We start from the raw sequence: 24,994 nt of genomic DNA, 5'->3' as shown, positions 1-24,994 counted from the left end.
ATTAGTATTTTTAGTTGATTGACAAAAAATAAGATACTGGAACTGTGGTGGTGACCACAAATTTTGTCAGGTATCAATCATTGTCAGTTATTATCTATATAGGGTACGTCATGCCAGATTTCAACTCACATATATGAGTTGTCAACCACAAATAGTGACTTATTGGTAATAGCAAAAAAGTCCGATTCTAATACTATAAAAAACCTTACTAATTGTGATGATATCACCATAGGACTTTAATAAGTACATGAAGTATGTATTTCAAGAGAATAAATAAAGAATCATGAAAAGAGAAGTTTGTTTGGCGAAAAGGTGTCAGCAAAGAATAGGTGTTATCGTTTTTATAGCAAAATTTTATTAGTATCTTTTGAATACTTACTTATTATTCATATTTTAGAACCAAGAAGTCATTACTCGACGATTTCGATAAGTGTTCCAACGTTTACCGCAGCCATAATCTCATCTATTTCTTCATTGGTCACAGCAATACACCCTTCGGTCCAGTCACGTTTTTGATTGAACCAAGCTAGATGGCCAAAGCCATTCATCTGTCCATGAATCATAATATCGCCGCCCGCATCAACGCCCAATAACTGCGCTCTCGCCTTATCAGCAGCATTAGGATAGCTGACATGAATAGAACGATAGGCAATAGAATTTTCGTTTTTATAATCCAAGGTGTAGCTGCCTGCAGGCGTACGATTGTCCCCTTTTTGCTGCTTATGACCAACAGGGTCCCCTCCCAATGAAATTTTGTACGACTGAATCACTGTGTCACCGCTCAATAATTTAAGCACTCGCTGCGACTTAATCACCAAGACTTTATCGATGATAGTCGTATCAGGAATGGGTGATGGTTGTTTTGAGTGACTGTTGACATAGATGACCGCGCCAGCGCTCACAATGGTAGCAAGGCCAAGTCCTATCGCGACAAACAACCAGTTTGAATGTTTACTAGCATGTGTGTGAAAAAATGACATAGACTTTAATCCTTATAACAAATACTAAATAGCAATGAGTCATAATATATCAAAGCACTATGCCAAGTTTTATGCAAAAGTGATGAATCAGACAGCTAGAAATACTGTCCTCTATTTAAAGACGTGATGTAGCATCACATCATACGAATCGCGCCGTCCAAACGAATAACCTCGCCATTTAAGTACGCATTATCGATGATATGGGTGACCAGCTTGGCAAACTCAGCCGGATTGCCCAAACGTTTTGGATAAGGCACGCCTGCCTCCAACTGTTCACGCGCTTTTTCAGGAATGCTCTGCATCATTGGCGTGGCAAAAACGCCAGGCGCAATGGTCATCACCCGAATACCGTGACGCGCAAGCTCACGCGCAAGCGGTAACGTCAAACCTACCACGCCTGCCTTTGACGAGGAATAACTGGCTTGTCCCACTTGACCGTCAAAGGCAGCGATAGACGCAGTATTGATAATAATGCCTTGGTCAGCATTGTTTTTTTCGGCATAGTTTTCTACCGCCGTTGTCGCATCACTAGCGACGCGCTTGGCGATACTGGCAGCGACCAAACGCGCCACATTAAATGAGCCTACAAGGTTAATATTGACTCCGCGACTAAAGGACTCAAGATCCGCTGGATTATTATCACGATCCAGCAGCTTTTGTACGACAGCGATGCCAGCGCAGTTAACAGAGCCTTGTAAACTGCCAAACGCTTTTTCGGCCATATCGACAGCAGCTTGCACATCATCGCCACTGGTTATGTCACACCGTATAAACCGTGCTTTATCACCTAGCTCATTGATTAAAGCTTGTCCTGCCGATTCGTTGAGATCGGCAATCACGACATTACCGCCTTGAGCAACAATAGCGCGAACCACTGCTTCTCCTAAACCTGATGCCCCGCCCGTCACCAAAAAGCTGTTTTTTTCAATATGCATGACTGCTCCTTTCACTTTCTAATTGTTATGAACTATTTTTTCTATGCGCTATTTTTTACAAGCTGGCTTTATACGAACTATGGTTAATCCTAAATAAAAAAAGCACAACAATAATAATGGACTGCCAACGATATATGTTTGTAGCCTTTGTCTGCGAAGACACAGCAAGCAAGAAAATATGATGTTGGCAGTACTGTATTTACTTTGTATTGAATTGACTATATGTATCAATAAAGCGCTCTATTGAGTATTTATGCAGCAGATAGACTACGCAATAAAAAGCGCTGAATTTTGCCACTTGGCGTTTTTGGTAAAGACGACACAAATTCCACCTCGCGTGGGTAAGCATGAGTTGATAAGCGCTTGCGTACCAAGTTTTGAATTTCTTTGGCAATCTCATCCGTTCCCTCAATACCGTCTTTTAATACCACATAAGATTTGATGGTATGACCGCGTACCTCATCGGGTATACCAACGGCTGCTGACTCGGCAACGGCTTCATGCTCTAAGACAGTGTTTTCAACATCCGTTGGACCTACGCGATAACCTGCGGTGATAATGATGTCATCATCACGCCCTGAAAACCAATAACTGCCATCGCTATGACGTTCGACCACATCGCCCGTCAGATAGTAATCATCAGCGAACGCTTGTTTTTCATTCCAACTATAACCATGGAAATAAAACGCGGGTGATTGGCTCACCACGACGGCTAACTGCCCTTGCTCGCCATCAGGCAATATATTCATGTCATCATCTAATACGACGAGCGTATGCCCTGGCAGTGCCATTCCCATCGAGCCAACTGGAGCTTCATGTTCCAATGCATGATGCGCACAGCACGTCATTCCCGTCTCTGTTTGGCCATACTGATCACAAACCTTACAGTTCAAATAAGTCTCAACCCAATTGACCACTTCCGTGTTGAGGGTCTCGCCTGCTGAGTTGGCACAGCGCAATGATAATTTAACATTAGTATTGTCACGAGCGTCGTCATTAACGTTGTCAAACACACCACTCGACTTCATCATTCGAAACGCCGTCGGTGAAGAAGCCAAATTGGTAATCTTGTGACGTATCATAAAATCACGAGTATTGGCGGCATCAAAACCAGCTTCGTTAAAATGAGTGGTCACACCCAACAACAAGGGACCTGTAATGGCATAGTACAGTCCATAAGCCCAGCCTGGATCTGCCATATTCCAATAACTGTCATCGTTACGTAAGTCGATGGCATAGCGCATATACAGATAAAAAGCAGGAAGTGCTGTCAATGAGACGCTGACACCCTTAGACTTACCTACTGTGCCTGAGGTAAACATCTGTAAAAATGGCGCATTAATATCCAATAATATAGGCTCTAGCGTTTCTGGTTGCATTGCCATCATCTTGGCATAACGATCATCATTCCAGTGCTGATCATCGACTTGTATATCATTGTCACCACCGACCAATACCATTTTGGTTTGGTCAGCCAAGTCTTCAAATTTGCTGCGGTTATCGACATTGGTAAAGACAACTTTGGTGCCTGCTTTATCCATTCGATATTTGATTGAATCATAACCAAAAGCGGTAAATAGCGGCTGGTATACGGCACCAATTCGCCATGTGGCTAATACAATAGTCAGTAGCTCAGGTGTGCGAGGCAACATGGTTGCGACTTGATCGCCTACTTTTACACCATAAGACTGCAATAGGTTGGCGACTTGCGCACTGGCTTTATCAAGCTCAGCAAACGTCATTTTTGTCACCTTGCCTGCGGTATCTTCATGCACCAGTGCTGTCATATCGCCACGGCCATCACGCACGTGACGGCCACAGCACGCCGTATAAGCGTTTAAACGATCGTCTAAATGCTCGCCAAAAATCTCTGTCAGCAATGTATCCATGCTAAAGTTATGATAATAATCATTGTAATTTGCTGATGTGTTTTTAGTATTTGTATCGGTGTTCGAAGACTCGGTGTTTAAAGACAATGCGTCTGAAAATGAGCGACTGACAGACGAAGTATTTGAAGAAAGGGTGTTCATAAGCTAATCCTTTAGCAATAACGAGTGACAGGTAGAACAATAAAGACTACCGTTGAAACGGTTATATCCTATGACCGTTTCAAACCTTGTTGTTTAATATACTATATTAGTAACGCATTTTTACACTTATTTCAATACATACCGTATCATTTTTATTTAACATTCCTATTTACGAACCAATAAACCTTTTATAGGTCAGACAGGAGGCGTTAGAGTACAGATATCAGTGGCCTTTATTTTTTAATTATTTATCAGGTTTCATTACTCAGAAAACCTAGCAACGCCTTTTCTTCACAGCTTTGATACTTTTTGGTATGTCCACGGCGTGCTTGCTTGTAGGACTCAAAAAACTCCCCCGCTAAAAATCGCTCAATAATAATAGGGTTGATGTAAGAGGATCGGCAAACAGCAGGCGTATTACCCAGCTCTTCTGCGACCATTTTTACCATATCAGTGACCAATTGCTGCCGCTCGGCGCTGTCAGGCACACTGGTTAATATGGCTTTACCGTCAGAGGTTTGTAATTCGTCATACAAATGACTCGCTGCAAGCACACTTGCCATCCATGTGCGAAAGTCTTTTGCGCTATACATCTTGCCACTGCTACCATCGGTACAAGTGTGTGTTCGCAGATACTCATTGATATCACTACTATCGACAATTTGCTTGTGACCATTTTCATCCAAATACTTAAAGATCTGATAACCCGGTAGCTCAGAGCACGCTTGTATGATCTCAATCAAACGCTCATCTTGTAGCTCAATATGATGCTCCTTGGCACTTTTACCGACAAAATCAAACGCCAGACCTGTGTCAGTTTGACTGACGTGCTTGCTTCTTAATGTACTTAAGCCATAGCTTTTATTGAGCTTAGCATAACGACTATTACCGATACGAATGAGCGTGGTTTCTAATAGCTTGACCACGGCTGCCAATACATTGGCTCGTGATAATGGTGTTGCCTCCAAATCCTGTTCGACTTGGGCACGTAGGTTTGGCAAAGCCTTTGCAAAACCAATCATGGCATCAAACTTGGCTTGGTCGCGCACGCGATCCCACTCAGGATGATACAGATATTGTTTACGTGCTTTTTCGTCGCGGCCTGTGGATTGTAGATGGCCTTTTTCATCTCGGCATATCCAGACCTCTGACCACATAGGCGGAATCACTAACGCATCAAATCGTTTACGTAGCGCTTTGTCTTTGACTGTTTTTCCTGTTGCGTCGCGATAGGTAAAACCGCGTCCCCACCGTCTGCGCCCATATCCAGGCTCATTGTCACTGACATAGCGTAAATTTGCCAACTGAGCCAAATGCTCATAGTCATGGCGCACATCTTGTGTAGGGTTTTGCTGATTTTCTTTGTTCATAAGAAAACTCGTCTGATAAATGAATCGTTTTAGCATAATGAACTGTGATGATTTTTGCTGTTTATTTGCCAAGGACAAAGTGTAATCCTGTGTAAAACTAAATGGATGCAAGGGTTTTATAAAATTGAGTTTTAAGGCATAATTTGATGCAAATTAGAACTTAAGTTGAATAAAATACAATGCAAAACACTTCTATAAAAATAGCGCCTCTTTCTCAAACAGATTACAGCTTGTGGCTCGTGTTATGGGAACGCTATCTGAGCTTCTATGAAACCACACTGCCCACTCATACAACAGAGGCAACATGGGACAACTTGCTCAATCAAGACATCGCTATTTATGGGTTTGGGGCATGGATAAACGACACCTTGGTTGGTATCACTCATGTCGTATTACATCCCAACACGTGGAACACTTCTGACTGCTGTTACTTAGAAGATTTATACGTAAGCGACAATGCGCGTGGGCAAGGGGCTGGACGGGCTTTGATTGAGTATGTCTATAACTTTGCAGCTCAAAAAAACTGCAATCGGGTCTATTGGACGACGCAAGAAGGAAACAGCGCAGCTCGCAAACTATACGATGTCATTGCTACCCAAACTGACATGGTGCAATACCGTAAAAACTTATGAAAATTTTATTTTAAGCCAATCATTAACACAAAAAAAACGCCAAGCATGACACTTAGCGTTTTTTATCAATATGACTGGCGTTTAGATAAAGCTATTTACCATAAAGGCATAAATAAGCTGTTTCTACTTCGATTTTGACATTGAATTTTTGATTGGCTTCAACCGTGAATTGCTCACCAGCGTTGAAATTTTGCCATTCATCGCTCTCTGGTAACTTTACGGTCAATGCACCGCTCACCACACTCATGGTTTCAAACTCGCTGGTCCCAAACTCATACTCACCCGCTTCCATCACACCAACGGTAGCAGGCTTGGTTTCGGTTTGAAAGGCGATAGAAGTGACTTTATTATCAAAATAATTATTAACGCTTGGCATCATTCATCCTTAATAAAATTTTAGGTAATGTTTTAGATTTAACGTTGCTTTCATGGACTTAATTTTACAGACCCGCTTTTAGACTCGCTTCAATGAATTGATCGAGATCTCCGTCTAGTACAGCACCTGTATTAAAGGTTTCTACACCCGTACGCAAGTCTTTGATACGTGAGTCATCCAGTACATAAGAGCGGATTTGACTGCCCCATCCAACGTCGGATTTGTTGTCTTCGACAGCTTGTTGCTTTTCCATACGCTTTTGCATTTCAAGCTCATAAAGCTTGGCGCGTAGCATTTTCATGGCAGTAGCTTTGTTGCCGTGCTGACTACGTTCGTTCTGACAAGTCACTACCACGCCGCTTGGCTCATGGGTGATACGAACGGCCGAATCAGTCGTGTTGACATGCTGACCGCCAGCGCCTGATGAGCGATAAGTATCAATACGTAGATCCGCTGGATTGATATCAATCTCGACATTGTCATCGATTTCAGGTGAGACGAATACCGCAGCAAACGATGTATGACGGCCATTATTGCTATCAAAGGGTGACTTACGTACTAAGCGATGTACACCAATCTCGGTACGTAGCCAACCAAAGGCATAATCGCCTTTGATCTCAATCGTCGCCGATTTAATCCCAGCCACGCTGCCTGCCGAGACTTCGATCACATCGACCTTGAAACCGTGCGCTTCTGCCCAGCGCGTATACATACGCAGCAGCATTTCTGCCCAATCTTGTGCCTCTGTACCGCCACTGCCCGATTGGATATCTAGGTAGCAGTTGTTTGGATCCATCTCACCGCTGAACATCCGGCGAAACTCGAGATCAGCCACGCGTGCTTCGGCACTATCAAGCTCGCTTTGCACATCGGCTAGCAGCGACTCATCTTCTGCTTCGACTGCCAACTCTAGCATGGCGGACGCATCTTCTAGCGTGGTTTCAAGTGAAACGACCACGTCAATGACACCATCAAGATGACTTTTCTCTTTGTTAATCTTGGTCGCACGCTCAGGATCATTCCATAGCTCAGGGTTCTCTAGCTCCAAATTGACTTCTTCTAAGCGTTCTTGCTTACCATCGAAGTCAAAGATACCTCCGCAAGTCCTGTCCACGCTCGGATAGATCTTTGATTTGTTCTTGATACGGATTGATTTCCATAAAGGTTCCTATGCTTTTCTAATAAAAATAAATAACGGATACAGCGCTATTTTAAAAGAGATTAACGTTTAATAGTTGGTTAATTCTTTATGATGTCGAACCACACAACTAAAGCGACCAATCCTCTACCGCCCAGCGATGTGCTAGAGCATGCGCATGTAGCGTGTCATCAGGTGATACGCAGATCGCCACGTCCGCCCACTCAAGCAGTGGAATGTCGTTTTTGGAATCTGAATACGCATACGTTTTTTTGAAATCAATGCCAGCCACTTGCTGCTTATCAAGCCATTTGTTGAGATGATAAATCTTCCCTTCTTGGAAATTGGGCTTATCCGTCAATTTGCCCGTATAGCGCTCATCTTTTATCTCAAGTGGTGTCGATAACACGTGACTGTCTTCGATACCAAAACGTTTGGCAATCGCAGAGACGACAAAGTCATTGGTCGCAGAGATAATCACCACATCATGACCTTGCTCAATATGCTGACATAAGACTTCCATCGCTTTTGGGCGAATATGAGGCTCGATTTCACTTTTGATATAGTCTTCTCGTAGCTCATGCAGCCTATCTATTGGTAAGCTACTCAAAAACTGCGCGACAAACTCATTGTATTCCGTCGCATCCAGCGTACCTTCAATATAATCTTGATAAAATTTCTGATTGGCAGTGCGATATTCAGCTTTGTCAACAAGATTATGTTTGACGATATACTCGCCCCATAGATAGTCGCTATCCACATCGAGTAAAGTATGGTCTAGATCAAATAATGCCAGTTCTTTTTGAGGATTCTTTGCCTGATTTGCCTGATTTGCCTGATTTGCCTGATTTGCCTGATTTGCCTGATTTGCCTGATTTGCCTGATTTGCCTGATTTGCCTGATTTGCCTGATTTGCCTGCATGATATGGCCTTATGATGGTTTGTTAAAAAACATAATTTTTAATATAAATAATATTTGTAATATGGAACTTTATAAATAGAAAATTTGGTCAGTAAAATTTCGATAACACTACGATGCCCTAAATAAAAGCATGGTAATTTATTTTATCTAGCATGTTTAATAAAAAGACTGGGAACCCTATGAAATCGCCAAATCCTAAAACCAACACCTCAAATAGACCCCGGCGCCCTGCACGCTCGATCAGAGAAATTAGACAGCGTCAATCAGGCACTAGCCATCAATCATTCTCAGAACGCCTAACTCATGCACTTTTGAACGGTTTGATGTATGGATTTGGCGGCTTACTGATCGATCTGGCTGTTGTAATCATCCGCTCAATATTCGGTATTGGTAACGGTGAGATTTTTTGGTTATTTACCCCTTTTATGCTGATACTTGGGGCTATAATGGGTCTCATCGTTGGCAAATCTGCTGGTGCTGAAAGCGTCAATGCTCTAAATATCGACGAGTCTACTAATAATAACGCTTACCTAAACGATTATTCCGTACGCCATGATGTTTTTCGCGGACTTATCATTGGTATTATCATTTTTGCCATCATCTGGCTGATTATGATGCTTATGACTTAAAGGCTACTGCTTACTTAGCATGACCATTTAATCTGGCACAGCAATTTCTTTTAAACCAGTTTTAAATTTTTGACAACGCTCCGCATAGTGCATTGCTGATAATTTGAGCATGGCCGCTTGCTCATCGGTTAGTGTTTTTACTACTTTTGCAGGTGCGCCCATAACTAATGAATTGTCTGGAATCTCTTGGCCTTCTGTAACCAACGCCTTGGCACCAATGAGACAGTTTTTACCAATTTTGGCCTTATTCAATACGACTGCACCTATACCGATTAAGCTATTATCCCCAACCTCACAGCCATGTAGCATGGCCAAATGACCAATAGTGACATAATTGCCAATTTTTACTTCAATACCAGCATCAGTATGAATCACGCTATTTTCTTGTACATTGCTGTAATCACCGATATGAATACGTTCATTGTCACCGCGCAGCACTGCACCAAACCAAACACTGGCTTGATGTCCCAAATATACATCACCCATCACTTGTGCTGAGTCTGCGACCCAGCCGTTGAATGGTACGGCAAATTCAGGCACTTTATCTAAATATTGATAAATCATAACGACTCCTTGTTATATTTATTGTTTTTTACAATTGTCTCGAATAACGAATACTAGTGGTTATCGTTGATTGTATTTCAAAAAATCGACTGATAGTCAGTATCAGCTATTGCGACTATAATAATATGGCAAACAACGCTGCCTATTGTGGCAAAGCCATTCATTAAAATCCAGTCCTATTAATGTCGCTAGAATCTTAACACTTAACACTTATTATAAAGACAGTAGTTATATAAAGAGTATATTTCCTATGCTTAGGCTATTTTAGCCCAGATAATTGTTTGTCTATTCTATATGAATGGTTTTATAAGCAATGACTGACTGATAAGTCGGCATCAAAGCCATTTTACTCTAGTACTCCCTCACAAATAACGCTTTATCTTATATTTAACATAGTTACAAGATTTATGTTTATCGCGTAGATTATAAAATCGACTGGCTATTTGTACATATATTGTATATAATGCGCAAAATCTGTGCCTAAGCGAGCGGACATGATGCAAGTTACCTATTCACTATCTAGTGGGATTTGTAGTTTTCATCAATAATGTCTTCTCGCTTTTTTGTGGAAAAAATTTGGGTTTGAAGCTTTTTTTACGCTTATTTGGCAATAATAAATAAACAATTAAGAAGCTTTTTCATCCCATTTTTGGATGCAAAATATCATGGCACTCACACATAATAGCGGAGGCAACCCTTGAATTCATCGGCAGAAATACAAGCAATTTTGGCACTAGCAGACGGTACAATTTTTCGCGGTGTGAGTATCGGCAGTCTTGGTCATCGCGTCGGTGAGGTGGTATTTAATACAGCCATGACAGGGTATCAAGAAATCCTGACTGACCCAAGTTATGCACGTCAATTGGTGACTCTCACCTACCCGCACATCGGCAACACTGGTACCAATAGCGAAGACACTGAATCTGGTAATGGTCATCAAGTGTGGGCTGACGGTCTTATCATTCGTGACGCGACCATGGTTACCTCAAATTTCCGTAATTCTGAATCGCTTGCTGATTATCTAAAGCGCAATGATACGGTCGCTATCGCTGAAATCGACACACGCCAATTGACTCGCCTACTACGCGAAAAAGGTGCTCAGAACGGTTGTATCATGACTGCCTCAAACGGTGAGACAATCACATCAGAAGACGAGCAACAGGCCATCAAACTGGCACAAGAATTTGCTGGTTTAGAAGGTATGGACTTGGCAAAAGAATGCTGTACCAAAGACAGCTTTGAGTGGACTGCAGGTACGTGGGATTTATCAGACACCCTACTCAACCGTGATGTAGAGGGTAGCCATGACAGCGGTACTGGCGGCTTTTTTAAACAGCTTGGTACTCATATCGACTCTAAATATAATGTCGTCGCTTATGACTTTGGTAGCAAAACCAATATCCTACGCATGCTCGTAGACCGTGGTTGTCACGTGACTGTTGTCCCAGCACAAACGCCTATCGCAGACGTGCTCGCGATGAACCCAGATGGTATTTTCTTATCAAATGGCCCAGGCGATCCTGCGGCTTGTGATTACGCGATCGACGCCGTGCGTCACATTATTGAAGAGACTGACGTGCCAACGTTTGGTATTTGCTTAGGTCATCAGCTGATTGGTCTTGCCAGCGGGGCTAATACTATCAAGATGAAAACAGGCCATCATGGTGCCAACCATCCCGTACAAGACTTGGCAACTGGCACAGTGATGATCACCAGTCAAAACCATGGTTTTGCGGTTGATGAAGACACGCTACCTGACAATGTCAAATCTACCCATCGCTCACTATTTGACGGTACCAACCAAGGTATTGAGCTGACCAATAAGCCTGTCTTTAGCTTCCAAGGTCACCCAGAAGCCAGCCCTGGCCCACATGACTGCGCGCCATTATTTGATAAGTTTGCTGAGATGATGGAAGCGGCTAAAACTGCCCAAGCTTAAATGGTCGTTATAACTTGATAATAAGTCAATGCTTGAATCGCTAAAAGCGGTTTGAGCAGCACTGTAGCGAAGCATTGTAAGTACAAAACGCCACAAGCGTTATTAAAAATAAAGATTACTTAAAATATCATCAAACGAAGGTAGCTCTAACTATGCCAAAACGTACCGACATAAAAAGCATTCTTATCATTGGCGCAGGCCCCATCGTTATCGGCCAAGCGTGTGAGTTTGACTACTCAGGCGCACAGGCGTGTAAAGCACTAAAAGAAGAAGGTTACCGCGTCATCTTGGTCAACTCAAACCCTGCGACCATTATGACTGACCCTGTCATGGCAGATGCCACCTATATCGAGCCGATCACATGGCAGACGGTTGAGCAAATCATTGCCAAAGAGCGCCCCGATGCAATCCTACCAACCATGGGCGGACAAACCGCGCTCAACTGTGCATTAGACCTAGACAAACATGGCGTACTAACCAAGTACAACTGTGAGTTGATTGGCGCGACCAAAGACTCAATCGAGATGGCAGAAGATCGCGACTTATTTGACAAAGCGATGAAACGTATCGGTCTTGAGTGCCCACGCGCTGAAACCGCTGAGACCATGGAAGAAGCTTTTGCCACTCAAGAAAAGATGGGCTATCCCTGCATCATTCGTCCGTCATTCACCATGGGTGGTTCAGGCGGCGGTATCGCGTACAACCGCGATGAGTTTATTGAGATTTGTGAGCGCGGTTTTGACTTATCACCAAACCATCAGCTGCTCATCGATGAATCACTAATCGGTTGGAAAGAGTACGAGATGGAAGTGGTCCGTGACAAAAACGACAACTGCATCATCATTTGTGCCATCGAGAACTTTGACCCTATGGGCGTGCATACAGGCGACTCAATCACCGTTGCCCCAGCGCAGACATTGACCGACAAGGAATATCAAATCATGCGTAATGCCTCTTTGGCAGTACTGCGTGAGATCGGTGTAGAAACAGGCGGCTCAAACGTACAGTTCGGTATCAACCCTGATACGGGCCGTATGGTCGTCATCGAGATGAATCCACGTGTATCACGCTCGTCTGCCCTCGCCTCAAAAGCCACTGGCTTCCCAATTGCCAAAATCGCAGCAAAACTGGCGATTGGCTATACGCTAGATGAATTGCAAAACGACATCACAGGCGGCAAAACGCCAGCCAGCTTCGAGCCTGCGCTTGATTATGTCGTGACCAAGATTCCTCGTTTTAACTTTGAAAAATTCCCACAAGCGGACAACATCCTATCGACTCAGATGAAATCGGTCGGCGAAGTGATGGCGATTGGTCGTAACTTCCAAGAGTCGATGCAAAAAGCCTTACGCGGTATGGAAACAGGCGCGGATGGTTTTGATGAGCAAGTTGACTTATCAAAAGTCAGTGCTGAGAAGGCTCGTAGCGAAATTATCAATCGCTTGACGATTCCAACCCCTGATCGTATCTACTACATTGCAGACGCTTTCCGCGTTGGTATGAGCGTCGACGAGGTGTTTAAATTCACTAAGATTGACCCATGGTTCTTGGTACAAATCGAAGACATCGTTAAAACCGAAGCAACCGTGAAATCCTTAGGCTTTGGTGGATTGAACGAGAAAAATCTACGCAGCTTTAAGCGTAAAGGTTTGTCAGATTTGCGTTTGGCTAAATTGCTTGGCGTGTCACAAAAGCAACTACGTAAAAAGCGTTGGGATTTAAACGTCTATCCAGTGTATAAACGTGTTGATACGTGCGCCGCAGAGTTTGCCACCAGCACCGCTTATATGTACTCAACCTACGATAGCGAATGTGAAGCCAACCCAACTGACAAGAAAAAAATCATGGTTATCGGTGGCGGCCCTAACCGTATCGGTCAAGGTATTGAGTTTGATTACTGCTGTGTCCATGCAGCGCTTGCCATGCGTGAAGACGGCTATGAGACTATCATGGTCAACTGTAACCCTGAAACGGTTTCGACCGATTATGACACTTCTGACCGTCTATACTTTGAGCCAATCACATTAGAGGACGTGCTAGAGATCGTCCGTATCGAAAATCCAGATGGTGTGATTGTCCAGTTCGGTGGTCAAACGCCTTTGAAACTTGCCCGCGCTTTAGAATCTGCTGGCGTAAAAATCATCGGTACTAGCCCTGATGCGATTGATCGCGCTGAAGACCGTGAGCGCTTTCAGCACATGATTCAGCAGCTTAATTTGACTCAGCCATCAAACGCTCTAGCCACCAGCTTAGAAGATGGATTGGTTAAAGCAAAAGATGTGGGCTATCCACTGGTTGTACGTCCATCGTATGTCCTTGGTGGTCGCGCGATGGAAATCGTCTATAACGAAGATGAACTAAGACATTATCTACGTACCGCCGTACAAGCCTCGAATGAGGCGCCTGTCCTACTCGATCGCTTCCTAGATGACGCCATCGAAGTCGATGTGGACTGCGTATGTGACGGTACAGATGTCGTCATCGGTGGTATCATGCAACATATCGAACAGGCAGGTGTCCACTCTGGTGACTCAGCTTGCTCACTACCGCCATACTCACTATCAGATGAGCTGTGTGATGTCATGCGTGCACAAACCGTGGCTATGGCAAAGGAGCTTGGCGTGGTTGGCCTCATGAACGTTCAGTTCGCGGTCAAAGGTGAAACGGTTTATATCTTAGAAGTGAACCCCCGTGCTGCCCGTACTGTCCCGTTTGTCTCTAAGTGTATTGGTACGTCATTGGCACAAATCGCCGCTCGCTGTATGGCTGGTACGTCACTGAAAGACCAAGGCTTTACCACTGAAATCGTTCCTTCATTTTACGCGGTTAAAGAAGCGGTATTCCCATTTGCTAAGTTCCCTGGTGTCGATCCAATCTTGAGTCCTGAGATGAAATCAACGGGTGAAGTAATGGGCGTGGGTAAGACTTTTGGCGAAGCATTTTACAAAGCCATCATCGGTAGTAATGAGCGCTTGCCAGGTCTGCCTACTGAGGGCGAGAATAAGACCGTCTTTATCTCAGTTCGTGATAGCGATAAAGCACAAATCGCTCCTATCGCTCGTCAACTTGTAGACTTCGGTTTCAATATCGTATCGACCACAGGAACGCAAAAGGTACTGAGCGATGCTGGTATTGAGTGTAAGCAAATCAACAAAGTTACTGAAGGCCGCCCTCATATCGTTGATGCCTTGAAAAACGGTAAGATTGACCTTATTATCAATACGACTGAAGGTAAGCAGGCGCAAGAGGATTCATTCTCTATTCGTCGTAGTGCCTTACAAGGTAAAGTCTTTTATGTCACCACGTTAGGTGCAGCAGATGCAGTTTGTAAATCTTATGCGATTGACTTGCCATTTGAAGTCTATAAGTTGCAAGATTTACATGAACAAGCAAAGACTATTGACGTGACTGAATAATTTCAGTAGATTAAGCATAACCGCTAAGCTTATACAAAAGCTTAGCCAAGACTTGTTATTGATTATTCTGTGACAATCGTACGTTAAAAAAACAATATCTTTAAAGAGTCAAACCTACAAAAGCATAGTGGCTGAACTGCGACTATGCTTTTTATTACGTAAGGTTCAGTGCGCTTGGTACTGTCAGTTTGCTTGGTACTAAGAGTAAATGTGCTAATACATAATAGCCCGTTTACTGATGACACCATCTGAACCCCACTCTTTTTATATTTCATACTCATTGCAACAACATTGACACCATCTCCTTATGAGGTGGTGTGGTGTTATTGGTTTAAGGAAAAAACATGCAACGTTATCCCATGACTCCGCAAGGACATGCGGCTTTAGAAGCCGAATTAAAACAGTTAAAAAGTGTCGACCGTCCACGCATCACAGCTTCCATTGCTGAGGCCCGTGAACACGGCGATTTAAAAGAAAACGCTGAATATCATGCTGCTCGTGAGCAACAAGGCTTTTGTGAAGCACGTATTCGTGATATCGAAGCAAAACTTGGTGGTGCTCAGGTTATCGATCCTTCAACGTTACCAAAAGAAGGTCGTATCGTGTTTGGCGTCAGCGTCGTGATCGAAAACATGGACACTGAAGAAGAAAAACAGTACAAAATCGTTGGTGACGATGAAGCCGACTTCAAAGCTGGCAAAATCTCAGTCAACTCACCAATTGCTCGTGGCCTTATCGGTAAGTTTGAAGGTGATGAAGTACGTATCGAAACCCCTAAAGGTGTGGTTGAATACGAAGTAATGAAAGTTATCTACGATTGATTTTGTGCTTATCGTGCCTTTATAAAAACATGCTTTGATAGAAGCTCTATATTAAAGCAGACGAAACAGCAGCTCATCTAGCTAATAGGCAAATAACATCATTTAAACCGTCATTATATATAAAATAGCAGTTACACAATGCTGCTTTTCTACTCAATTTGTTTTGGCGCATAATTGCTTGAGTATGGATATTTATGCCATTTGGTATAACTTCTAATCGAAAATAATGATGGTTTGATAGTTAATATTGACTGTCGTCAGTACCGAAACCCTTGTTATTTGGCATACTCTGTTGTGTCATTTAACAAGGGTTTTTCTTGTCTATACATTATTTATTGCTGTTTCATTTACCGTTATTTTAAAGGAGCCTTTTATGAGCATAAATTTTGATACATCATTAACCACAGTGGTCTCGGCCATTATGGCGGGTGCCGTACTGACGGTATCAGTGGCACATGCTGCGCCTGAAATCGCCATTAGCTCGCCTGCTGGTGGTAGTACGACTGTCGTTGAACAATACTCAGACGGTAAGACGGCAACCATCACTGCGACACCAAATGGTATTACCATGCAGGATGGTATGCCTTATGCCGTCACTCAAGTGACAACGGTTCCGCGATATGTTGTCCGTCAAGCTGGCAATAACAGTACGGTTGTGACTCAAGGTAGCACCACGGTTACCAGCGTGCCTGTCAGCAACCAAGTGACCAATACTGTCTCCAACGTGGACGTTATCACTACGCCCGTCAGTACCGTGACACAAGTAACGCCTGTCACAACAGCGACGCAGCTACCCGTGACCAGCCAGATAACCACAACGTCATTAGATGCTCTACGACTTACCCCGACATTTAGTACGCCTGATATCGTCAATGCCCAAACCAAAGTCATGAAGATCCTAAAAAACAGTGCTGGACGTGACGTCGCAGTCCCTGCCAATCACATAGCGCCCGGCGACATTATCGAATACCACACCACTTATACCAATACCACAGCCCAACCAGTCAACGATATCAATGCGATGGTATCTCTACCAAGCGGCGTGCAACTGGTATCATTGAATAGTTCGATACCAACGCTTGCAACCACAGGCGGCGGTAGCTATCAAACCATTCAACAAGTCGGTAACACGACCGTTATTCAAGAAAATTACTCAGGTCTTAAGTGGAACTTAGTGAACCTGAATCCCAATGCTGCTCAAACTGTGGTGATACGCGCCAAAGTTCAGTAAGATCTAATAGATAAATCCAGCTTTGAAATATTAAGCAATGACTCAGTAATACTCGGTATAAAAGGCTTTGTCCGCTAAATTAACTAATAGCGGGCAACGCCTTTTTTTGTTCTCTGACAATAAGTTTCAATGTTTAATAACGACTGTTTATCATTTGGTAAAGCGCTGCTTTTACTGTTTATAAACTGTACTTTAAAAAACGACACTAAATGTCGTGTTGTTTTTAATCTTTTCCTATAAATACAATAACTTAACGTCAATCTTGCTAAAATAGTCTTTCATTAATACATTGGTAAATACCCACTTATGGCAGCTATCAATTATGAAAGACTACAGGGCAAGCTCAATATTTTAGCAGACGCGGCTAAATATGATGTTTCTTGCTCTTCCTCGGCTGGTACGCGAAAAAACCAAGGTGGCGGACTTGGTGATGCCTCAGCAACTGGCATTTGTCACAGCTATACCGAAGATGGTCGCTGCGTCAGTTTGCTAAAGATTCTTTTGACCAATCATTGTATTTATGATTGTGCTTACTGTACTTCCAGAAAAAGCAATGACACGCCACGTGCCGCTTTTAGTGTGGAAGAAGTGGTTGATTTGACCATGCAATTTTATCGTCGTAATTACATCGAAGGGTTATTTTTAAGCTCAGGTATTTTTAAAAGCGGCGATTATACGATGGAGCGATTGGTTGAAGTTGCCAAGATATTGCGTACCCGCGAGCGTTTTAACGGTTATATTCACTTAAAAACCATTCCGGGTGCGTCAAAAGAGTTGTTGCTAGAGGCAGGACTATACGCCGATCGTCTAAGCGTGAATATTGAAATCCCAACCAAGTCAGGGCTGGCTCTGCTCGCACCAGAAAAATCACATGAGCAATTGAAAGCACCGATGGAGACAGTAAAAGAAGAGATTATTACTATTCGTGAGAGCCGTAAAACGCATAAAAAAGCACCGAAATTCACGCCAGCAGGTCAAACCAGCCAGATGATCGTTGGGGCAAGTAATGAGACAGACTTGCAGGTGATTCAACTATCCAGTCACTTTTACAAAACGTATGATCTAAAGCGTGTCTACTATTCTGGTTACGTACCCATGCTGTCTGATAATCGTCTGCCAGCGATTGGTACGCCCGTGCCAATGGTACGCGAGAACCGTCTCTATCAGGCAGATTGGTTGATGCGTTTCTATGGGTTTGGTGCGCATGAGATTCTAGAACCCGAGTCGCCATTCTTAGATTTGGACTGTGATCCAAAACTGGCTTGGGCAATACGCCATCGTGAGCATTTCCCAGTCAATATTCAAACCGCGACTTATGAGATGATCGTGCGGATACCCGGTATTGGTACTAAAACGGCCAAAAAAATCATCAAGGCACGTAAGTTTAATCAACTGACTTTATATCATCTAAAAAAGATGGGCGCCGCGGTCAATCGTGCCAAATACTTTATTGCCACCACAGGTAAAAACGAGCATTTAGCACATTTGACGCGAGATAACTTTCGTCAATACGTATTGGCGCAAACGCAAACCAAGTTTAAAGATCAGCGTAGCGGTCAGTTGGTGTTATTTTAAATATCACAAGATCACTCTAAAACCCTATATATAGCCAGCGCTACTGGTAATATTTTTTGTAGCCTCTGTCACGCTATGCGAACAGCAAGCAAGAAAAATATTGCAGTAGCACCTGAGACCATACTCTGTATTTTAAATACGCTATCAAAATGTCGCTTTTAAGATAAGCCACAATATCCCTACCGTCATTTTAGGATAAAAAATGTCGCAACTTACTCTCGATACCTCTTATCCCATCGGTCAGTTAACGCCCAGTATCGTGCTCTATGAGCCAAGTTTTGAAGGGTGGCTTAGTGCTGTTTTTTATGTCTACGAACACAGATTACAGCACGAGCCAGCATTGCAACTGTTCGCTCAAGATGACTATGCGCCTTCCTTGATTGCTCAAGCAGTGAGCGTTCACAAAGATGAAGACAAAGCGGAGCGCGTATTAATAAAGCTGAATAAGCTTTTGGGCCGCTCAGGTATGCGCAATGTCTTATGGGGGTTTTTGTCCGAAAAAAACAATATCGGTACAACTTTGTTTCATGTGATTAAATATGCGATTGACTACCCTACTCGTCAGATTATGCAAGATGTAGGCAATTTAGAAGTGCTTGAATTGGTACAGACCGTAAAATCTGTAGGGCGTGAAAAGCATCGTATGGAAGCATTCGTGCGGTTTGAGCACACCACTGATGACATTTACTTTGCGCGTGTCGCACCTGATTTTAATGTCTTGCCTCTGATTGGTGAGCATTTTCGTCAGCGTTACCAAGATCAGCACTGGGCCATTTACGATCTGACACGCGGTTATGGCATTTATTATGACAAAAGTAACAGCACACCCTCCCAGCCTGCAGAACTGCAAACCATCACTGACCTTGATGATGCGGTGCTGCGCAATCCTGCTAGCATTCATAGTGATGATGAGCAGCGTTATCAAAAATTTTGGCAAGGCTACTTTACCAATGTCAATATTAAGGAGCGTAAGAACCCACGGTTGCATAAGCAATATTTACCGCAGCGCTATTGGAAATACTTAAGTGAAAAACAGGTCGTACCCAACGCTGAGCATCTGACAAAACGCCGTTAGGGGCTTTGAGGATTTTGACTATATTTTTGTAGTCGTTTTTAGCCATTCACCATTTGACCTTATCTTTTATCTTGATGGTTGAGTTTTGACTATTTTTAACTGACAATAGCAGCTTCATATCATTAACCAGTGACCCACGCTATTATGAAGATTATGCGCTTACTGTCGTCTCTCAAACATGATGAATCCGAGCGCGGTATCTTTCATCTTGGGCGCGCATTGGTAAAAAATGGGCACACCTCCATCATTGTCTCAAGCGCAGAGGAAGACAATGATTTGGTCAGACGTCTCAAACGTGATGGCAACCTCTACCATCAGTTGCATATGAATAAAAAATCTTGGTTATCATTACTACAAGTTGCCCCGCTACGACGATTGATTGAAAAGTACAATCCTGATGTCATTCATGTACATTCGCGTACCCCCGCATGGATATTGCACTTGGCTCTGCGCCGTGCTCGCGTCAAGCGCATGCCAAAATTGGTATCGACCATGTATGGCTTCTATCCTATCAATAAATATTCACAAGCGTTGTTGAATGTTGACACGATTATCACGGTCTCTGATAGTGTGACCAATTACTTAAAGAAAGGTTTGCGTCTTGAAGACGCTGACCCTAAAACCATCAAGCGGATTTACCGCGGCGTCGACACGCGCCGCTACCCTTATCGGCACAATCCTTCTGTATACTGGCTCCGACATACCTTTGCTGAATATCCTGAACTTGAGCATAAAAAATGGCTGGTGTTTCCTACTATTATTGGTCATGAATACGGTCAAGAGTGGCTGATTGATATCTTAGGTAATTTACAAGAACAATTTCCCAACATCCACGCTATTATCATGGATGATGACTATAGAGAAAATGATGTCTCCCACCAAGACTTTCGTCAACGTACCAATACGTTAGGTTTGGCCGAGCGCATCACATACGTGGGTAGAAAACGCAATGACATGCGCGAATGGCTGTCAGCCGCCAATATTGTAATGGCACTTGCCAATGAGCCTGAATCAATTGGCATCAATGCTCTACAAGCCATTCATTTAGGTACGCCAGTCATTGGTTGGGATCAAGCAGCCTTCAGTGAAATATTACAACCGCTGTATCCGCAAGGCTTGGTAAAAAAATACAATGCCAATGCGCTTTGTAAAGCGGTGAGAAACCAGCTAGAAAGCGTGACGCGTCCTGAAATGACAAATAAATTTACCATGCGTGAGATGATTGAAGAGACGCTCGCCGTCTATCAAGGGCTTCATGATGCAGCAATAGCCAAAGAACAGGCCGAAATCGATGCTGCTGCCGACCGAAAGCTCAAAAGACGTTTAAAAAAATCCTCTCAGGCTACCCGAGAATCTACGGTTAGCGATGTTTCGTTCGATCAACGAGCACTGAATCTCAATCGCAAAAATGCCAATGTGAAACCGCTGCAAGAAACGCCTAAGGTAGCAGAGACCACAAAGGCGATTACGGATGCAGAAACCGTACAAGAGGATAAGAATTTGTAAATCCGTATCATATCGTCAATAAACATACACTTTAGGCTGAAAAACCTTGCTCATCCCTTTAGTGATAGAAAGCAAAAAACCCAGTGACTGCTTAAATAGCATTCATCGTTTGTCATCTATCATAATACGTGTGGTAAAAACAATTTCGATCTACAAAAACTCATCGTTCCCTCGATATATTTTTAACAGATGAAATCGAACATTAAGCGACCTTTATAGATCAGTAGATAATGGTGCTACAGTAGCGCAAACCAAGCGTCATTGACTAGATGATTTTCTAAATCGAAGCGGACATATATCCCTTCGCTGTCTTTTGTTGCGTACCAATGCTCATCACCTAGACCAATATTTATCTGGAAAAATTTCTCATTTATAATGTTACCTACGGTATAGATAGATCCTTCCGAAAAAAAATCGTTACCACTGGTACATTTCAATTGATCTCCACTTTTAATCATATATTTGTCCTCCATGACAATAAGAAAGTAGATAAAGATGAATAATTTGACTTTATAGTTTACAAATGTCAATAAATAAAAAATTGAATTATGTAATTTCTTATAGGTTTGCACTTTGACAAACTGTTTTGGCGATGACAGAAAAGGATATGTATCGCTCAATGAGTTGTGACTTCATGTTTTTTAGTTAGGACAAAAAACGCTACCCTTTAAAAATTCATGTCATGACTCTGATTTACGCTCTTCTGCTATCAATCTATTTACATACTTTTTAAAAGCAACAAAAAAGCCTAACGCTTGACGTTAGGCTTTTTTTACGATTGAACCAGTTTATTCAGACAAATAAAACTATTTTTTATATGGATTTTCTTTTAACCATTGCTGATTAGCAATTTTGAGCTCATGTAACTCATGATCCATAATTTCTTTGCTCTTACCTGGGTTTTTCATTGAAGCATAACCATATAATGCAACACCTAGAACTGTCCAGCCAAGGAAAATCCACCATTCAATAGCGACAAGAGCGGATGGCATACCTGGTAGATAAAGCGCCAACATACCAAGACTGAGCAGAATGGTAATAATACCAACCAATTTACCTGCTGGTACTCTAAACGGACGTACCATATTAGGCTCACGGTAGCGCAATACCAAAAACGATAATGCTACGCAAGTATAAGCGATAACAATACCAAACCCGCCAGCATCAACAATCCACACAAGCATTTTGCGACCAAACAATGGTGCTAATGTCGCCAAACCACCAATCAATAAAATCGCATTGACTGGGGTGTTGTACTTAGGATGTAGCTTGCATAAAAACTGCGGCAACATGTGCGTTTTACCCATGGCGTACAATAAGCGACTACCACCGATAAGGAATGCATTCCAGCTTGATAAAATACCTAGTACACCGCCGATAACAAGCAACGTACCTGCCCATTTACCATTCCAAGCATTGGTCATTGCATCAGCTGTAGCCAACGTTGAGTCTTGCGCTTGTAATAATGGTAAAGTCTTACCCACACTCCAAGCAACCGCCACGTACCAAAGTACAGCGATAATGATAGACACAATCAAAAATTTACCGATATTTGGACGGGTCAGATTGATTTCTTCTGCCGCTTGCGGAATCACGTCAAAACCAACGAATAAAAACGGTACCATTACCATGACGGTCATGATGCCGCCCATACCACCAATAAAGGCTGGGGCTTGTACTGAGTTGGATGTTTCGGGATTGAACAACAGGGCACCAATGAACAGCAATATACCCACGAGGAAAATACCTACGACTGCTAATTTTTGGAACCAAGCACTGACTTCCATACCGCGTATGTTGAGCCATGTGACAATCACTGAACCGATCATCCCGACAGCGACCCACGTGGCATAAACATCCCAGCCAGCGACATTCCAAAGATAACCTTGACTATAATTGGGAACGATATATTCGACAACAGTAGGCAGTGCTACCGCTTCAAAGGCCACCACGGAAAAATAACCAAACAAAATACTCCACGAACAGATAAAGGAGACATTCACCCCCAGTGCCCGATGTGTATATGTGTGCTCACCCCCTGTGATGGGCATAGATGCTGCCAGTTCTGCATACGCCACGCCGATCAAGATAACCACAAGACCACCGATCAAAAAGGCACTGACCGCACCCCATATACCTGCCGAGATAATCCAACCACCCGCCAGTACAACCCAGCCCCAACCGACCATGGCACCGAACGCCAATGCGATGATATCGAACACACCCAACGTTTTCTTTAATTCAGACATAACCTACTCCTTGTCTGTGTGTCATCCGTGTGAACCTATTACAGTTACACTATTTCTGTTTAGTGGGACAGTACCCACCCTATTTACCATATAGATCGTTTGCCTAAAAACCGTCGTTTGCTATTTATTTAATTTTTAAACAGACAGCAAAAACGGCGTCTTGACTTGCAAGGCGCCGTTCAAAAACACACTCTAAATGAGTGACATGAGAGCAACCTTGCTGTTGTATTAACAATAGCCTTGAACGCCTGTTCATCGTTGGCTAAAAGAGATCCATCAAACAGTAAATAACTATAAATGCTCTATACCTATAAAGTAGGTACTTAATTACGCCGTTAAGATGCCTTTGATGATATCCAAACCTTCTTGTAGGACGTCATCTTCAACAGTTAACGGAACCATCACACGAATCGCGTTGCCATACATACCACAAGATGCCAATAGCAAACCTTGTTCAAATGATTTTGCTTTTAGGTTGGCAGTTGCCTCAGTATCAGGTTTGCCTTCACTATCTACTAAGTCAAACGCTAACATAGCGCCTTTGTGACGAATATTACCAATGCTGCTCAGATTGAGACCTTTTAAGAACGACTCAATTTTGTCGCCAATCTCAATACTGCGCGCCAGTAAGTTCTCTTCTTCGATCACTTCTATAACGGCAAGTGCTGCCACACAAGCAAGTGGATTACCAGAGTAAGTGCCACCTAGGCCGCCTACTTGAGGCGCATCCATAATATCTGCACGACCAATGACGGCAGAGATAGGATAACCACCTGCCAAACTCTTGGCACAAGTCATAAGATCAGGCTCAACGCCCAATTGCTCGCTAGCAAACAATGTACCGGTTCTGGCAAAACCACACTGCACTTCATCAAAAATAAGTACGATGCCATGCTCATCACAGATAGCGCGCAATGCCTTAGCAAATGATGGGGTTACTTGATGGAAACCACCTTCGCCTTGAACTGGCTCAACGATCATTGCTGCCACTTCACTAGGATCGATGTCTGCTTGGAAAATCATCTCAAGGCTATGTAATGCTTGTGCCTCTGTGACATTTAACTCTTCAGCAGGGAATAGCGCATGGAATACAGGTCCTGGCATCGGACCAAAGTTCTTTTTGTATGGCAGTACTTTGCCTGTTAGGCTCATGCACATGAGCGTACGACCATGCCAACCACCAACAAAAGAGATGACACCTGGACGACCTGTTTTTGCACGTGCAATCTTGATACAGTTTTCAACGGCTTCTGCACCCGTCGTCAAAAAGAATGCCTTAGTATCGCCACTAATCGGCGCTTTTTCGCACAATTTTTCAGCCAAATCCACATAGCACTCATAGTTGATCATTTGTGCCGCAGTGTGAGTGAACTTATCCAATTGCTCATGCACACGCTGAGTAATTTTTGGATGGCTGTGACCCGTATTAAGAACGGATATACCACCGACGAAGTCGATGTAACGCTTACCTTCTACATCCCAGATTTCTGAATTTTTTGCTTTTTCTGCAAAAATAGGAAAAGCAACGCCAAGTCCTGTTGGTAAAACTGCTTTGCGACGCTCAAGTAATGATTGATTGGTGGTTGTCATAAAAATATCCTTTTCT

The 24,994-nt window shown here is 43.1% G+C and carries 20 protein-coding genes; 9 read left to right on the top strand and 11 right to left on the bottom strand.

Annotated elements, in window-relative coordinates:
* Positions 1-410 precede the first annotated feature (410 nt).
* The 4 genes from FW759_RS05650 to FW759_RS05635 all read right to left on the bottom strand — a co-directional run bounded on the left by FW759_RS05650 (position 411) and on the right by FW759_RS05635 (position 5,315).
* A complete protein-coding gene (locus FW759_RS05650; RefSeq protein ID WP_446442400.1) occupies positions 411-980 on the bottom strand; it encodes a L,D-transpeptidase family protein in 570 nt (189 codons plus the stop codon).
* Positions 981-1,114: 134 nt separating this feature from the next.
* A complete protein-coding gene (locus FW759_RS05645; RefSeq protein WP_062844903.1) occupies positions 1,115-1,915 on the bottom strand; it encodes an SDR family NAD(P)-dependent oxidoreductase in 801 nt (266 codons plus the stop codon).
* 251 nt (positions 1,916-2,166) lie between these two features.
* Complete coding sequence (locus FW759_RS05640) at positions 2,167-3,945, bottom strand: AMP-binding protein (RefSeq protein WP_084387316.1); 1,779 nt, start codon at positions 3,943-3,945, stop codon at positions 2,167-2,169.
* 251 nt (positions 3,946-4,196) lie between these two features.
* On the bottom strand, positions 4,197-5,315 hold the full coding sequence (locus FW759_RS05635) for a DNA topoisomerase IB (RefSeq protein WP_062844904.1): 1,119 nt from the start codon (positions 5,313-5,315) through the stop codon (positions 4,197-4,199).
* A 179-nt stretch (positions 5,316-5,494) separates the two neighbouring features.
* Here FW759_RS05635 and FW759_RS05630 point away from each other — a divergent pair, with 179 nt between their 5' ends.
* Positions 5,495-5,947, top strand: coding sequence for a GNAT family N-acetyltransferase (locus FW759_RS05630; RefSeq protein ID WP_062844905.1), 453 nt, complete (start codon positions 5,495-5,497; stop codon positions 5,945-5,947).
* Between the two features lie 91 nt (positions 5,948-6,038).
* On the opposite strand, the gene ppnP is transcribed toward FW759_RS05630, so the two are convergent.
* The 3 genes from ppnP to FW759_RS05615 all read right to left on the bottom strand — a co-directional run bounded on the left by ppnP (position 6,039) and on the right by FW759_RS05615 (position 8,383).
* Entirely contained in the window at positions 6,039-6,323 is a 285-nt protein-coding gene (gene ppnP, locus FW759_RS05625) for a pyrimidine/purine nucleoside phosphorylase (protein ID WP_062844906.1), read from the bottom strand.
* A gap of 64 nt (positions 6,324-6,387) precedes the next feature.
* Positions 6,388-7,483, bottom strand: a protein-coding gene (prfB, locus tag FW759_RS05620) for a peptide chain release factor 2 (protein ID WP_099046701.1) whose coding sequence is annotated in 2 segments (ribosomal slippage) — positions 6,388-7,410 and positions 7,412-7,483 — 1,095 coding nt in all. Because the reading frame shifts where the segments join, the coding sequence is not laid out codon by codon here.
* Positions 7,484-7,591: 108 nt separating this feature from the next.
* On the bottom strand, positions 7,592-8,383 hold the full coding sequence (locus FW759_RS05615; RefSeq protein ID WP_446442399.1) for an HAD family hydrolase: 792 nt from the start codon (positions 8,381-8,383) through the stop codon (positions 7,592-7,594).
* A gap of 179 nt (positions 8,384-8,562) precedes the next feature.
* Between FW759_RS05615 and FW759_RS05610 the strand changes: the two genes are divergently transcribed.
* Positions 8,563-9,012, top strand: coding sequence for a hypothetical protein (locus FW759_RS05610; RefSeq protein WP_446442398.1), 450 nt, complete (start codon positions 8,563-8,565; stop codon positions 9,010-9,012).
* Positions 9,013-9,039: 27 nt separating this feature from the next.
* Here FW759_RS05610 and FW759_RS05605 read toward each other — a convergent pair whose 3' ends face one another.
* The gene (locus FW759_RS05605; RefSeq protein ID WP_062844910.1) at positions 9,040-9,576 is read right to left on the bottom strand and encodes a gamma carbonic anhydrase family protein; all 537 of its coding nucleotides are present in this window, start codon (positions 9,574-9,576) and stop codon (positions 9,040-9,042) included.
* A 697-nt stretch (positions 9,577-10,273) separates the two neighbouring features.
* Here FW759_RS05605 and carA point away from each other — a divergent pair.
* From carA to FW759_RS05570, 7 genes are all read left to right on the top strand, one after another.
* Positions 10,274-11,515 carry a glutamine-hydrolyzing carbamoyl-phosphate synthase small subunit gene (gene carA / locus FW759_RS05600; RefSeq protein WP_062844911.1) on the top strand — a complete coding sequence of 414 codons (1,242 nt, stop codon included), beginning with the start codon at positions 10,274-10,276 and terminating at the stop codon, positions 11,513-11,515.
* A gap of 152 nt (positions 11,516-11,667) precedes the next feature.
* Entirely contained in the window at positions 11,668-14,931 is a 3,264-nt protein-coding gene (gene carB / locus FW759_RS05595) for a carbamoyl-phosphate synthase large subunit (RefSeq protein WP_443571917.1), read from the top strand.
* A gap of 344 nt (positions 14,932-15,275) precedes the next feature.
* Positions 15,276-15,752 carry a transcription elongation factor GreA gene (gene greA / locus FW759_RS05590; protein WP_057760725.1) on the top strand — a complete coding sequence of 159 codons (477 nt, stop codon included), beginning with the start codon at positions 15,276-15,278 and terminating at the stop codon, positions 15,750-15,752.
* Between the two features lie 373 nt (positions 15,753-16,125).
* Positions 16,126-16,983, top strand: a complete 858-nt coding sequence (locus tag FW759_RS05585) for a hypothetical protein (protein WP_062844913.1) — start codon at positions 16,126-16,128, stop codon at positions 16,981-16,983.
* A gap of 306 nt (positions 16,984-17,289) precedes the next feature.
* Positions 17,290-18,558, top strand: coding sequence for a putative DNA modification/repair radical SAM protein (locus FW759_RS05580; protein ID WP_062844914.1), 1,269 nt, complete (start codon positions 17,290-17,292; stop codon positions 18,556-18,558).
* 202 nt (positions 18,559-18,760) lie between these two features.
* Positions 18,761-19,633: a TIGR03915 family putative DNA repair protein gene (locus tag FW759_RS05575; RefSeq protein WP_062844915.1), complete on the top strand. Its 873-nt coding sequence runs from the start codon at positions 18,761-18,763 to the stop codon at positions 19,631-19,633.
* A gap of 144 nt (positions 19,634-19,777) precedes the next feature.
* Positions 19,778-21,139 (top strand): glycosyltransferase, encoded by a 1,362-nt coding sequence (locus FW759_RS05570; RefSeq protein ID WP_062844916.1) that lies wholly within the window; start codon positions 19,778-19,780, stop codon positions 21,137-21,139.
* Positions 21,140-21,375: 236 nt separating this feature from the next.
* Here the strand turns inward: FW759_RS05570 and FW759_RS05565 are convergent, their stop codons facing one another.
* The 3 genes from FW759_RS05565 to gabT all read right to left on the bottom strand — a co-directional run bounded on the left by FW759_RS05565 (position 21,376) and on the right by gabT (position 24,978).
* On the bottom strand, positions 21,376-21,597 hold the full coding sequence (locus FW759_RS05565) for a hypothetical protein (protein ID WP_062844917.1): 222 nt from the start codon (positions 21,595-21,597) through the stop codon (positions 21,376-21,378).
* A gap of 348 nt (positions 21,598-21,945) precedes the next feature.
* Positions 21,946-23,388 carry an APC family permease gene (locus tag FW759_RS05560; protein ID WP_062844918.1) on the bottom strand — a complete coding sequence of 481 codons (1,443 nt, stop codon included), beginning with the start codon at positions 23,386-23,388 and terminating at the stop codon, positions 21,946-21,948.
* 327 nt (positions 23,389-23,715) lie between these two features.
* The gene (gene gabT / locus FW759_RS05555; protein WP_062844919.1) at positions 23,716-24,978 is read right to left on the bottom strand and encodes a 4-aminobutyrate--2-oxoglutarate transaminase; all 1,263 of its coding nucleotides are present in this window, start codon (positions 24,976-24,978) and stop codon (positions 23,716-23,718) included.
* Positions 24,979-24,994 lie beyond the last annotated feature (16 nt).

Source organism: Psychrobacter sp. 1176_08 (assembly GCF_052850615.1).
The sequence above is the reverse complement of the archived record's forward strand: the minus strand, read 5'-3'. Positions and strand labels throughout refer to the sequence as shown.

Bases quoted from the DNA above. Each gene is read 5' to 3' on its own strand.
- FW759_RS05565 (WP_062844917.1), bottom strand. From the start codon at position 21,597: ATGATTAAAAGTGGAGATCAATTGAAATGTACCAGTGGTAACGATTTT.
- FW759_RS05630 (WP_062844905.1), top strand. From the start codon at position 5,495: ATGCAAAACACTTCTATAAAAATAGCGCCTCTTTCTCAAACAGATTAC.
- FW759_RS05570 (WP_062844916.1), top strand. From the start codon at position 19,778: ATGAAGATTATGCGCTTACTGTCGTCTCTCAAACATGATGAATCCGAG.
- carB (WP_443571917.1), top strand. From the start codon at position 11,668: ATGCCAAAACGTACCGACATAAAAAGCATTCTTATCATTGGCGCAGGC.
- FW759_RS05575 (WP_062844915.1), top strand. From the start codon at position 18,761: ATGTCGCAACTTACTCTCGATACCTCTTATCCCATCGGTCAGTTAACG.
- FW759_RS05605 (WP_062844910.1), bottom strand. From the start codon at position 9,576: ATGATTTATCAATATTTAGATAAAGTGCCTGAATTTGCCGTACCATTC.
- FW759_RS05610 (WP_446442398.1), top strand. From the start codon at position 8,563: ATGAAATCGCCAAATCCTAAAACCAACACCTCAAATAGACCCCGGCGC.
- ppnP (WP_062844906.1), bottom strand. From the start codon at position 6,323: ATGCCAAGCGTTAATAATTATTTTGATAATAAAGTCACTTCTATCGCC.
- FW759_RS05585 (WP_062844913.1), top strand. From the start codon at position 16,126: ATGAGCATAAATTTTGATACATCATTAACCACAGTGGTCTCGGCCATT.
- FW759_RS05640 (WP_084387316.1), bottom strand. From the start codon at position 3,945: ATGAACACCCTTTCTTCAAATACTTCGTCTGTCAGTCGCTCATTTTCA.
- FW759_RS05635 (WP_062844904.1), bottom strand. From the start codon at position 5,315: ATGAACAAAGAAAATCAGCAAAACCCTACACAAGATGTGCGCCATGAC.
- greA (WP_057760725.1), top strand. From the start codon at position 15,276: ATGCAACGTTATCCCATGACTCCGCAAGGACATGCGGCTTTAGAAGCC.
- FW759_RS05580 (WP_062844914.1), top strand. From the start codon at position 17,290: ATGGCAGCTATCAATTATGAAAGACTACAGGGCAAGCTCAATATTTTA.
- FW759_RS05645 (WP_062844903.1), bottom strand. From the start codon at position 1,915: ATGCATATTGAAAAAAACAGCTTTTTGGTGACGGGCGGGGCATCAGGT.
- FW759_RS05615 (WP_446442399.1), bottom strand. From the start codon at position 8,383: ATGCAGGCAAATCAGGCAAATCAGGCAAATCAGGCAAATCAGGCAAAT.
- gabT (WP_062844919.1), bottom strand. From the start codon at position 24,978: ATGACAACCACCAATCAATCATTACTTGAGCGTCGCAAAGCAGTTTTA.
- FW759_RS05560 (WP_062844918.1), bottom strand. From the start codon at position 23,388: ATGTCTGAATTAAAGAAAACGTTGGGTGTGTTCGATATCATCGCATTG.
- FW759_RS05650 (WP_446442400.1), bottom strand. From the start codon at position 980: ATGTCATTTTTTCACACACATGCTAGTAAACATTCAAACTGGTTGTTT.